4 protein-coding genes are annotated in these 13,897 nt (G+C 49.0%); all 4 read left to right on the forward strand.

Features of this window, described 5'->3' with window-relative positions:
• The first annotated feature begins 61 nt into the window (after window positions 1–61).
• A complete protein-coding gene (locus ACOJUO_RS09710; RefSeq protein WP_422139662.1) occupies window positions 62–4,993 on the forward strand; it encodes a hypothetical protein in 4,932 nt (1,643 codons plus the stop codon).
• 319 nt (window positions 4,994–5,312) lie between these two features.
• Entirely contained in the window at window positions 5,313–10,235 is a 4,923-nt protein-coding gene (locus ACOJUO_RS09715; protein ID WP_422139663.1) for a hypothetical protein, read from the forward strand.
• 162 nt (window positions 10,236–10,397) lie between these two features.
• A complete protein-coding gene (locus ACOJUO_RS09720; RefSeq protein WP_422136529.1) occupies window positions 10,398–13,430 on the forward strand; it encodes a hypothetical protein in 3,033 nt (1,010 codons plus the stop codon).
• Window positions 13,431–13,551: 121 nt separating this feature from the next.
• Window positions 13,552–13,794: a hypothetical protein gene (locus ACOJUO_RS09725; RefSeq protein ID WP_422139664.1), complete on the forward strand. Its 243-nt coding sequence runs from the start codon at window positions 13,552–13,554 to the stop codon at window positions 13,792–13,794.
• Window positions 13,795–13,897 lie beyond the last annotated feature (103 nt).

Raw genomic sequence — 13,897 nt, forward strand, 5'->3', positions numbered from 1 at the left:
CAATGGATTCGGTTTGACTCAGAAGGTCAATATTACAAGGACAGTAGTGAGGGCTAAAAAAATGGATTCGCTCCTCGGTAAAACAGTAGGTGGAACAAGAGAAGAGACGCCTTTTGCCGGCTCAAGTTTATCTGAAAATATTGATAAGACAGGCACCGCTTTTGCCAGAAAAGTGAGTATAAGTAGAGAGTTAATGCCCACGGATGTTGCTTCTGCAAAGCGGGATGAGGCAGCCAATATTCATTGCATGCGAAATGTCGGGCAGGAAGTAGCCGCCACTGATATTCCCCCAAAAATAATTGAGACAGGGCTGGAAACGCTGACCATTGAACCGGTAAAAAAACGTCGGAAAATAGCTGCAACCGAAACAGCCCATTGGCCGGTCATTGATCCATCGTTGATTGAATCCACTCAGGTAGCGAAAACAGCCTTGCTTCAGCCTTATCGCCCATCAAACATCTTTCCTTCTGCCCAGACCATTGCCCGCCAGGTTCACGGTCTCCAGCACAGTTGCCGAACGGCAATCTGGGCAGTAGCTCTGTTACAACAGCGTAAACTGCACGGCGATCGTCTGGCGCGGGCATTTCCCGACGACATGATACCCCTGCTGATTAAAGCCTGCCTTTTTCACGATACGGGTCGTGAAGGCGATGGGAACGATACGCCGGAGTGGGAGCGGGCCAGTGCTGACAACCTGAGGGAACACCTGCGCAACTTTGGCGTGGATCAGTCTCTGGCCTGGCAGTGTGGTGAAGCCATTTGCCACAAGGATAATCCGAAGGGCTGCGAGCATCTGCCCGAGGCGATACAGACCCTGCGCAGTCTGCTCCATGACGCCGATACGCTCGATGTTATGCGGGTCAGAGGAAGCTTTTACATGGATCGGCTGGAGTGTTTTTCTGACTGTCAGGATGATCAGCAGAGGCAAGAATGGCGCGAGCTGGCCGAAGAGGTCTGCCGGGTGATTGCCAGGCAGGGGGACCTCTGGTATCCGATCAAGTTGCAGGACAGTGACGCAAGCTGCGAACATTTCTTCAGCATCGGTGACGCCAGCCTGTGTGAAAACACCAAAAAGCAGTGGGAGCACCACCCTTCGCCCTTCAGTTATCAGCTCTTTAGCATAGGTGAGCAGTCCGGTGTTGTTCGGGAGTTGATTACGCCTTATACGGGGCAGCTGGCAGAACCACAGGAATCGTCCTTCTCTCTGGCAAAACTGACCCCGCAAGCTGCTGCCATGGAAGAATGCCAGAGCACCTGGCCGGCGGGGCTTTACAACGACCCCGTTAGCCAACAGGTTTATGCCATCAAACCGGCGAGCTGTGAGCTAAGTGCCCGCAACCAGCTGCTGATGGCTAAACTTGCCGGGCTACTCGGCATCACAATACCTGAGAGCTTTGTCCATGAAGAAGAGGGTCATTTTTATGTAGTCAGTTCTGTCCCCATACAATGGCAGGGCGAGCTCAAAGGCGGGGAGGCAATACTGCGTTCTCTGTCTCAAGAGCAGTGGGCCAGATTATTGCTGGTCAATGTGATTGTCGGTAACGAAAATATGGTCAACAGTGCCTGGGAGGGCATTGAACTGACCCCGGAAGGAGAGCCGGTCATGTTCCACTGGGATTATGCCGGGATGGCGACTCGCTACCCATGTCCTGAAAAACCAGAGCCCGCCTCGAAAACGGATGACTTTTCCTCCATGCCCTTGCTGCTGCATAAACTGAGGAACCCTCAGGCGCCCCCCATGAACTCGTTGCCGATTTATAACCCCTGCGTCGATATTCTTTCAGAATTAGAGGATGACTTACTGGGCCATACCCTGAAAGATATCCTGCGGCAGGTTGACTGGCAGGCGCTGGACCGGCAGATCGAAAACAGTGGTTTTCTGCCCGGTGACCGCAGCTGGTTACGGCAGACTATTCATGATCGTATTGCCTGGCTGACCACCCGCTTTCCCAACAGCCTGGAAGCGGGTGAGCGGGTATCCATGGCGGAATACAAGGCGATAGAGGCGGCGGGTATCCGTGGCGGTTGGCTGCCGGTCAAAGGCCGGGATATACGGGGCGGGCATATCGGTATCAGCCAGTTACTGGATGCCAATGGCCAACCCATCACCCGGATGACCCTCAAGTTGTCCCGGGAAGCGGGCAATAAACTGGCTGATAACCTGGCCCTGGAACGGGGATTGCACCGTCTGGCCAGCCGGGTTAGATATACCAACTCTGCCCTGAACAGACGTTACCGAGACTGGCGCAGTGACCTGACCAGCTTGGCCAATGACTGTGACGGCATGGCGGAGCAGTTAACCGGAGATAAAACACGATGGCACGAAAAGGATCAGGATAGCATTGCCAATACCGTGACGATTCTGCAGGACATTGCAAACAAGTGCCGGGCGTCATTAGCCGCCGACCTGCCGTCCATTGCAAAACTGCCAGTCATTAAAACGCCATTGCCCGCCCCTGTCTTTCCTGCACGAGTCAGTTCAAGAATCGGCGAAGAAGTTGAAGCAAAAGTAGAGCTGGCTGAATTCAGCCACGGTTTTGCCAAATTGACAGGCCAGAAGGTCAGTTATTTGAGTCCGGAACAACTGAAGGTTAACCGCCTGAGTGCCTCACCGGTACGAGCCGTTGAACTCGAATCGGTCGTCTGTGAAGGCGGCAGTATTCTGTTTTCTCCTCCGAACCTGCCAGAAGCCCTGAGCTTTGAAAATCAACTGACCCTCACCTTTGCGGGACACAGTAAAACAGTGGTTGAAGCATTGTTCAGGGAACTGGCAGGGCTGGGCATTGATGGGGAGCGGCCGGATACCACCGACCTGGAGGAGCAATGGCTGGACGCCCTGGCTGACTGCCATGGCTGCCTTGGTGATATGAACCTTGCCGTGGCAGCGGATCTCAATACGCCGGTAAACATCGGCAAAAAAGCCTTTCTTAAAGAAGTGCTGAACTTCAGTGACGAAGAATTGCTTGATTGGGAAATCCATTCTCGTATTCGCGCAGGACGTTGGGTTCAACTACGTCCGGGCTCGCCCCAAGGCATTTCGGCAACCCCCGACAGAAAGTTCTGCCCCGCGCACGATATACAATTTTGTGCAGATCGGGAAGGGAGCGAAGAACGATTTATGATCGATAGCCTGAGTAATGACGCTACCCTGAGCTCCTTTGAACGACGTACTCAGATCGGGATGGAACCTACCTGGCATATCAATCCCAGGGCTTCGTTGCGCAGGATGAAATGCGACACCGGATATGCATTTACCCGAATCATCGAGGACGCGGAGCTGGCGGATTATTCAGGGCGGGTTTATGAAAATGGGATCATGTGTATGAAGTTGACTTCTGAAACACTCGGCCGTATGGATGCAGAAATTTATGATAATCAATGTCAGTTTAATAAGGCCCTTGGTTTGGACGCCTTTGCTCGTAATGAGAAAATCATTAAGCAGTCAACCTGTGACTACCAGAGTTTGATTCAGCACAATAATTCGGCTAATCCACAGGAGACTCGTTTTTCCAACCCTCTGTCCTTGTTTGACGAGTTGAACCTGCTTGATATCAGCTCTAGCGAAAGTCAGCGGCAATTGTTGTCTATTTTGAAGAGACGCTATAGCCACTGGCCTGATGGGCGCCCGCTGGAACAGCTTTTTCGGCAATCCTGGTCAGTCCTTTACCATGAGATAATCTGTGAAGGCAGCCAGTTTGACAAAAGCATCAAAAGTCTCGTCAAGGTTTGTGGTGAAAAGGACATTCAGTCGCTGATTGAGCAAAACCCACAACTGTCGAAGGGCAGACTGGATTCCCTGGATGGTCTTAAGCTGAAGGGTGGGTTTAATATAAAAGGGGTTGATTTCAGAGGCTGTTCAATGAATGGCACAGTGTTGCAATCCGTTTCATTTGAGGAGTGTAAATTCAAGACAGAACTGTTAAATAATGCCACCATTGAGAACGGCTTTTTCGCCAAATGTTCTTTTGAAGGTAAGCGGTTTTCATCATCGATATTAGACAATTCCCGTTTTCACGTTGAAAATGATCAGGATGGCTTGGTATATGAAAGCACACAGCAGCTTTCCCGAATCCTGTATCAGTCGTGTGTTAATGAGAACAATGAGTTCAATCTGCAACAATGGCTGGAACTGATGGGCAAAAGCTATTGTCTACGCGGGGACTCAGCACCGCTGGATGATTTGAGTCGTGATATTCTGTCCCAAAATGTTGATGAAATTATCGCAACGTATCCACAGCAACTTTGTCGTATTCTTTATGGGCTTTTTTCCATCGAATTTAAAAACACTGCCAATGCAATAAATTTTGTCAGGAGTAATCGGGAATTCTATGATCGCAAAATCAAAGATCTCAAAGATTTGTATTTTGAGTTCAGAACCCTATTCCTGGAAAAAGGAGATTATAAGGGGCTGCAAGGTGATCCATTTGAAGAATTATTCAAACTCTACTACGTCAAACCCAGTGACTTTTCCCGGGAAGCGGTTTTGGCGTTGATGTTAAATGTTATTAACCTCGTTCTATTCCCGGAATCCAATGATCAATATATAGACTTTGTCGTCAATGCCAACAGCGCGGATGAGCATGACTATTGCTTGAAGGCCATTCCTGAGGTAAGTAGCAAAACTACACAAAACAACTCAGTCTTATCCCTGAAAAAAGATGCCCTGCCTCTGGTTGAAATGCGACATTACAAGGCTTGGCTATGTGACAGTTACCTTAAAGAGTACCGGGACTATATTCATCAATTCTGGGAAGAATGCTCAGAAAAGAGTCAATTAACAATAGCCAAACACTGTTTGCGTCATCAAAATGTTGCCGTTAGCCCTTCAACAACCGAGGAATTTATAACATTGTTGTGTAAAGGTCAGGATGTGGAAAATTGGCTGAAGCTCTATAGAGCTAACATGGAAAAACATATAAAAATTCATAAAGAGTGGGCTTCGTTGCTTGTGGACGAATTTGGGGAATGGGCCAACCCCATCGAACTTTATTAAGTTCGAATTGCCTGCCCTCCTCAGTACCTCCTGCCATTCGGCAGGTATGGAGTCAATCTTATAGTTTTGCCCAGTCTTCACAGAATGGATGGAACTAACTGACTGGATAAACTGTCCAAACTGTAAGGGATTCGGTATGACCAGATGACCAGGACACCCACACCTTTCTCAGCCTGCCTGCGAGCATATTACGCATCGTCTGGATTTTTAGCCCTGACAATGGAGGGAACTAATTGTTGGATAAAAAGTCGAAAATCACATTCGATCAGGTTCGTCTTAATCAGACTGGTGTAACAAGGGCAGATGCGAGGACTAAAAAATGGATCCGCTTCCTATTAAAACAACAGAACAGCCAGCTTTTGCTGGTTGTATCCGTTCCTCTGGCAATAGTGCTAAGACAGGCGTCGCTTTTGCCAAAAAAGTAAGTATAAGTGAAAAGCTAATGCGCCCGGATGTTGCTTCTGAAAAGTGGAATCAGGCAATCAAAATTGATTGTCAGGCCGGGCATAAACGTAATGTAACCGTTGCTGAGATTACCTCGAAAATCAGTGGCACATCACTGGCAGCGCTGACCATTGAACCGTTAAAAAAGCGTCCAAAAATAGCTGCAACCGAAACAGCCCATTGGCCGGTCATTGATCCATCGTTAATTGAATCTACTCAGGTAGCGAAAACAGCCTTGCTTCAGCCTTATCGCCCATCACACATCTCACCTCCTGCCGGGACCATTGCCCGTGAGGTTCATGGTCTCCAGCACAGTTGCCGGGCGGCGATCTGGGCAGTAGCCCTGTTGCAACAGCGTAAATTGCACGGCGATCCCCTGGCGTGGGCATTTCCCGACCAGATGATACCCTTGCTGATCAAAACCTGCCTGTTTCACGATACGGGTCGTGAAGGCGATGGGAACGATACGCCCGAGTGGGAGCGGGCCAGTGCTGACAACCTTAGGGAACATCTGCGCAACATCGGCGTGGATCAGTCCCTGGCCTGGCAGTGTGGTGAGGCCATTTGCCACAAGGATAATCCGAAGGGCTGCGAGCATCTGCCCGAGGCGATACAGACCCTGCGCAGCCTGCTCCATGACGCCGATACGCTGGATGTTATGCGGGTCAGAGGGTGCTTTTACATGGATCGGCTGGAATGTTTCGCTGACTGTCAGGATGATCAGCAGAGGCAAGAATGGCGCGAGCTGGCCGAAGAGGTCTGCCGGGTGATTGCCAGGCAGGGTGACCTCTGGTCTCCGATCAAGTTGCAGGACAGTGACGCAAACTGCGAATATTTCTTCAGTATCGGTACCGGCAGCCTGTGTCAAAACACTAAGAAGCATTGGGAGCACCACCCTTCGCCCTTCAGTTATCAGCTATTTAGCATAGGTGAGCAGTCCGGTGTTGTCCGGGAGTTGATTAGGCCCTATACCGGACAGCTGACAGAACCACCGGCATCGTCTTTCTCCCTGGCAAAACTGACCCCGCAAGCTGCTACCATGGAAGAATGCCAAAGCTGCACCTTGTCAGCGGGGCTTTACACCGACCCCATCAGCCAACAAGTATATTCCGTCAAAGCGGCGAGCTGTGAGCTAAGCGCCCGCAACCAGCTGCTAATGGCTAACCTTGCCGGGCTGCTGGGCATCACAGTACCTCAAAGTTTTGTTCATGAGGAGCAGGATCATTTTTATGTGGTCAGTCCTTTCCCCAAACAATGGCAGGGCAAGCTCAAAGGCGGCGAGGCGACGCTGCGCTCTTTGTCTCCAGGGCAGTGGGCCAGATTATTGCTGATTAATGTAATTGTCGGTAACGAAAGTATGGTAAACAGTGCCTGGGAGGGCATTGAACTGACCCCGGAAGGGGAGCCGGTCATGTTTCACTGGGATTATGCCGGGATGGCAACTCGCTACCCGTGTCCTGAAAAACCAGAGCCCGCCCCCAAAACGGATGACTTTTCCTCCATGCCCGTGCTGCTGCAAAAACTGCGGGACCCTCAGGCGCCCTCCATGAACTCGTTGCCGATCTATAACCCCTGCGTCGATATTCTCGTGCAATTAGAGGATGACTTGCTGGGCCATACCCTGAAGGATATCTTGCGCCAGGTTGACTGGCAGGCCCTGGACCGGCTCATCGAACACAGCGGTTTTCTGCCCGGTGACCGCAGCTGGTTACGACAGACTATTCATGATCGCATTGCCTGGCTGACCACTCGCTTTCCCAACAGTCTGGAGGCAGGTGAGCGGGTATCCATGGCGGAATACAAGGCGATAGAGGCGGCGGGTATCCGTGGTGGTTGGCTGCCGGTCAAAGGCCGGGATATCTGCGGCGGGCAGATCGGTATCAGCCAGTTACTGGATGCCAATGGCCAACCCATTACCCGGATGACCCTGAAGTTGTCCCGGGAAGCGGGCAATAAACTGGCTGATAACCTGGCCCTGGATCGGGGATTGCACCGTCTGGCGATGCGGGTTAAATATACCAACTTTGCCCTGAATGATTCCAGGTATGCCCTGGAAGGCAGTTACCGCGACTGGCGCAGTGACCTGGCCAGCCTGGCCAATGATTGTGAGAGAGTGGCCGGGCAGTTAGCCAAAAATAAATCACGATGGCAGGCAAAGGATCACAATACCATTGATAACACCGTGACGATTCTGCAGGACATTGCTAACAAGTGCCGGGCATCATCAAAAGCCGACGTACCGTATATTGCAGAACTGCCAGCCATCAAAACACCACTGCCCGTCCCTGTCTTTCCTGCACGAGTCAGTTCAAGAATTGGCGAAGAGGTTGAAGCGACAGTAGAACTGGCTGAATTCAGCCATGGTTTTGCCAAACTGACAGGCCAGAGCGTCAGTTATTTGAGTCCGGAACAACTGAAGGAAGCCCGGTTGGCCACCCCACCGGTTCGGGCTGTATTACTTGAATCGACCGTCTGTGAAGGGGGCAATATCCTGTTTTCACCTCCGAACCTGCCTGATGCCCTGAGTTATGAAAATCAACTGACCCTCACCTTTGGGGGACACAATAAAACGGTGGTTGAAGCATTGTTCAGGGAGCTGGCAGAGCTGGGCATTGACGGGGAGCGGCCGGATACCAGTGATCTGGAGGCGATATGGCTGGACGCCCTGGCCGACTACCACGGCTGCCTTGGTAATATGAACCGTGCCGTGGCAGCGGATATTAATACCCCGGTAAACACCAGCAAAAAAGCGTTTCTTAAACGGTTGCTGAATCTCAGTGATGAAGAACTGAAATGGGACACCCACTCTCGTATTCGCGCAGGACGTTGGGTGCAATTCCTTCCGGGGTTTCCCCATGGCATTTCGGCAAACCCCGCAAGGAACTTCTGCCTTGGGCACAATTTAAACTTTCATGCAGAGGAGGAGCGGAACAGTGAACAGTTTTTGCTCAGCCTGGAAAATGAAGCTGCCCTGAACTCTTTTGAAAGACGTAGTCAGATCGGTATGGAACCCCATGATATCGGTGCGATGCATACGGTAACAAGGATGAATTGCGACACAAAATACATATTTTTCCGAGTCATGGAGGGGCTGGAGGATAAGTCCAGATACAAACCTGGTGGGGCCATGTCTTTGCGTCTGACTTCTGAAACACTCGGTCGTATGGATGCAGAAATTTATAGAGATGAAAAGCATTATGGGAAGGAATTTTCTGGTTTGGAAGCCTTCACACGTAATGAAAAAATCATTACGCGATCGACCTATGACTACCGAAGTGTGATTGAGCACAGTAGTTTACAAGAGACTCGTTTTTCCAATCCCGTGTCCCTGCTTGACGAGTTATACAAGCTTGAGATGAGTTCTCTCGAAGGACAGCGGCAATTGTTGGGTACACTAAAGAAACGCTTTAGCCACTGGCCCGATGGACGTCCGCTGGAACAGCTTTTCCGGGAATCCTGGTCAATCTATTACCACGAGTTAATCTCTGAAGGCAGCGAGTATCACGAAGGCATCAAAGGACTCGTCAAGTGTTGTGGCAAAGAGCAAATACAGTTGCTGTTTCAGCAAAACCCACAACTGTTGGAGGGCAAGCTGGATTCCCTGGATGGTCTTACGTTAAATAGTGAGGGTCGTATAGAAAGGATTGATTTCAGCGGCTGTTCAATGGAGGGAACAAGACTGAAATCCACTCTTTTTAACAAATGTAAATTTAATACAGAGTTGTTAAACAGTGCCAAAGTTGACTATGGCTTTTTCAGCAAATGTTCTTTTGAAGGTAAGCGGTTTTCATCATTGGTATTAGACAAGGTTCGCTTTTACGCTCCAGCTGGTAAGGATGGCCTGGTACTTGAAAGTACACACCATCTTTCCCGAATCATATATCAGTCGTGTATTAATCAAAACAATGAGTTCAATCTGGGGCAATGGCTGGATGTGATGATAAAAAGTGATTTTCTACACTACGACTCAACACCGCTGGAGAATTTAATCAGTGATGTGCTGTCCCAAAATATTAATGAAATTAAAAGCACTTATCCAAAAAAACTTTGTCAAATTACTGATGTACTTTTTTTCTTTGAATTTGAAAATACTGCCAATGCAGTAAGTTTTATCGAAAATAATCCGGAATTCTGTGATTGCAAAATCAAAGATCTCAAAGATTGGTATTTTGATTTAAGAGCGACCTTCCTAAAAGAAGTACGTTGTGTCAACATGCGATTAAGTCCATTGGAAAGATTATTTGCCAAGAATCGCCTGAAACACAATGATTCTTCCCGGCAAGCGGTTTTGGCATTGATATTAAATGTTATTAATCTTGTTCTGTTCCCTGAATACAATGATAAATACATAGACTTTAGCGGTAATACCAACAGCGCGGATGAGCATGACGATTGCTTGAAGGATATTCCTGAGGTCAATCGCGAAAGTACAGAAAATAACTCCATTTTATCCCTGAAAACAGACGGCTTGCCTCTGGTTAAAATGCGAGAGTTCAAAGCTCATTTTTGTAAATTACACCTTAGTGAGTGCCGGGAATATTTTCATCGACTCTGGAAAGAATGCTCAGAAGAGAGTCAATTAACAATAGCCAAACACTGTTTGCGTCATCAAAATATTGCCGTTAGTCCTATAACAACCAAGGAATTTATGGATTTGTTGTCTAAAGACCAGGACGAGCAATATTGGCTGGAAATCTATCTCGCTAACATGGGTAAACATACAAAAAATGAGGATGAGTGGAACCGCTTGATTCCGGAATATTTTCGAGGGTGGGCTAATAATAACGAATTTTATTGAGCTCGAATTGCCTGCCTGCGAGCCTATGAATGACCAGGACACCCACACCTTTTTCAGCCTGCCTGCGAGCATATTACGCATCGTCTGGATTTTTAGCCCTGACAATGGAGGAAACCAACTGGTTAGGTACTTATTACAAGGACAGCAGTGAGGGCTAAAAAAATGGATTCGCTCCCCAGGAAAACAGTAGGTGGAACAACAGAACAGCTATCTTTTGCCGGTTGTATCCCTTCATCTGACAATAGTGTTAACAAAGGCGTCGCCTTTGCCACCAGGAAAGTGAGTGAACTTGAAGAGGTCATGCTCCCCGGTGCTGCTTCTGAAAAGTGGAATCAGGCAATCAAAATTGATTGTCAGGCCGGGCATAAACGTAATGTAACCGTTGCTGATATTACTTCGAAAATCAGTGGCACATCACTGGCAACGCTGACCAGTGAACCGGTAGAAAAGTGTCCGAGTATAGGCGAAACCGAAACTGAACCAGCCCATTGGCCGGTCATTGATCCATCGTTGATTGAATCCACTCAGGTAGCAAAAACGGCCTTGCTTCAGCCTTATCGCCCATCACACATCTCACCTTCTGCCCAGACCATTGCCCGCGAGGTTCACGGTCTCCAGCACAGTTGCCGGGCGGCGATCTGGGCAGTAGCCCTGTTGCAACAGCGTAAACTGCACGGCGATCGCCTGGCGCGGGAATTTCCCGACCAAATGATACCCTTGCTGATCAAAACCTGCCTGTTTCACGATACTGGCCGTGAAGGCGATGGTTTCGATACGTTGGAGTGGGAGCGGGCCAGTGCTGACAATCTGAGGGAACATCTGCGCAACATCTGCGTGGATCAGTCCCCGGCCTGGCAGTGTGGTGAAGCCATTTGCCACAAGGATAATCCGAAGGGCTGCGAGCATCTGCCCGAGGCGATACAAACCCTGCGCAGTCTGCTCCACGATGCAGATACGCTGGAAGTCATGCGGATCAGAAGATGTTTTTACATGGATCGGCTGGAGTGTTTTGCTGACTGTCAGGATGATCTCAAGAGGCAAGACTGGCGCCTGCTGGCCGAAGAGGTCTGCCGGGTGATTGCCAGGCAGGGTGACCTCTGGTGTCCGATCAAGTTGCAGGACAGTGAAGCAAACCACAAACATTTCTTCAGCATCGGTGCCGCCACCCGCTGTGAAAACACTAAGAAGCAGTGGGAGCACCATCCTTCGCCCTTTAGTTATCAGCTGTTTAGCATAGGTGAACAGTCCGGTGTTGTTCGGGAGTTGATTACGCCCTATACCGGACAGCTGACAGAACCACCGGCATCGTCCTTCTCTCTGGCAAAACTGACTCCGCAAGCTGGTGCCATGAAAAGTGCTGCCATGGAAGAATGTCATAGCACCTGGCCAGCGGCGCTTCACAACGACCCCGTTAGCCAACAAGTATATTCCGTCAAACCGGCGAGCTGTGAGCTAAGCGCCCGCAACCAGCTGCTAATGGCTAACCTTGCCGGGCTGCTGGGCATCACAGTCCCTCAGAGTTTTGTTCATGAGGAGCAGGGTCATTTTTATGTGGTCAGTCCCGTTCCCGAACAATGGCAGGGCAAGCTCAAAGGCGGCGAGGCGACGCTGCGCTCTCTTTCTTCAGAGCAGTGGGCCAGATTATTGCTGATTAATGTGATTGTCGGTAACGAAAGCATGGTGAACAGTGCCTGGGAGGGCATTGAACTAACCCCGGAAGGGGAGCCGGTCATGTTCCATTGGGATTATGCCGGGATGGCAACTCGCTACCCGTGTCCTGAAAAACCAGAGCCCGCCTCGAAAACGGATGACTTTTCCTCCATGCCCTTGCTGCTGAATAAACTGCGGAACCCTCAGGCACTCCTCTACCGTGAGTTAACCTCTGAAGACAGTAAGCATCACCCAGGCATCAAAGGTATCGTCAGCTCTTGTGGCGAAGAGCGCATACAGTTGCTGTTTGAACAAAACCCACAACTGTTGGAGGGCAAGCTGGATTCCCTGGATGGTTTTGAGCTGAAGAGGAAGAGTCGTATAAAAAGCATTGATTTCAGTGGCTGTTCAATGAAGGGTACAATCCTGCCATCCATTACATTTCAGCAATGTAAATTCAATACAGAGCTGTTAAACAGTGCCATTGTTGGCAGTTGCTTTTTCGCCCGATGTTCTTTTGAAGGTGAGCGGTTTTCATCATCGGTATTAGACAATGTTCGGTTTTACACTCCAGGTGGTAAGGATGGCGAGGTACTTGAAAGTACATGCCAGATTTCCCGAATCCTGTATCAGTCCTGTGTTAATGAGAACAATGAGTTCAATCTGGAAAATTGGCTGGAGGTGATGGGGAAGAGTGATTATTTATGCTATTTCTCAACATCGCTGGATGATTTAAGCCGGGATATTCTGTCCCAACATATTGATGAAATTATCAGAACTTATCCACAGCAACTTCATAAAATCATTTATGGACTTTTCTCCATTGAATTTAAAAGTACTGCCAATGCAATAAATTTTGTCCGGAATAATCCGGAGTTCTATCATAGTCAAATCAAAGATCTCAAAGATGTGTATTTTGAGTTCAGAACCACCTTCCTGAAAGAAGGAGATTATAATAGTACGAGTGGAAATCCACTTGAAGAATTATGCCCCCTCAATAGCCTCAAAGACAATGACTTTTCCCGGGAATCAGTTTTGTCGTTGATGTTAAATGTTATGAACCTTGTTCTGTTCCCTGAATCCAATGACAAATACATAGACTTTGGCGTCAATGCCAACAGTACGGATGAGCATGATGATTGCTTGAAGGAAATTCCTGAGGGCAGTAGCGAAAGTATACAAAACAACTCAATCTTATCCCTGCAAATAGATGGCCTGCCTCTGGCTGAAATGGAAGCTTACAAAGCTTTTTTTTGTAATTATCAGCTCAAAGTGTATCGGGAATATTTTCATCAATTTTGGAAAGAATGCTCAGAAGAGAGTCAATTAAGAATAGCCAAACACTGTTTGCTTCATCAAAACATTGCCGTTAGCCCCTTAACAACCATTGAATTTTTTAATTCGTTGCCTGAAGGCCATGACGAGCAATACTGGCTGGAAATCAATCTCGCTATCATGAGTAAACATACAAAAAATCAGGATGAGTGGGACCAGTTGCTATCGGAATATTTTGGAAAGTGGGGTGAAGACAACAGATATTATTGAGTTCGAATTGGCTGTTATGGTGCGCCTGTTTTTTGAATCTGTACGCTTATTTTTAGCAAAATCGTCGTAAACCCTCGCCCAATCGAGGGTGTCGCAAAACTCTCTCCGGCGTGGGAACGCGTTGACTCCCGTCATTGCCAGCTTCATTCTCGTCATTCCCGGCTTCATTCTCGTCATTCCCGGCTTCATTCTCGTCATTCCCGGCTTCATTCTCGTCATTCCCGCGAAGGCGGGAATCCACACTGACTCTCCACCAAAACCATACTGCCCGTTGTCCCCCTGGCCTTGTCATCCCCGAGAAGGCAGAGATCCACCGTTGGCGCTGGATTCCCGCCCTCGCGGGAATGACGACTTCAGAGCGTGAGGACGAGCTGTTGAAGTTTTGCGACACCCTCACAGCGTGGGAACGAGTTGTTGGGCTTTTGCGACACCCTCAATCGGGCGGGGATATAAGACGGGAACGCAGA

Source organism: Endozoicomonas sp. ALC020, assembly GCF_049275935.1.
Lineage (GTDB): Bacteria > Pseudomonadota > Gammaproteobacteria > Pseudomonadales > Endozoicomonadaceae > Endozoicomonas_A.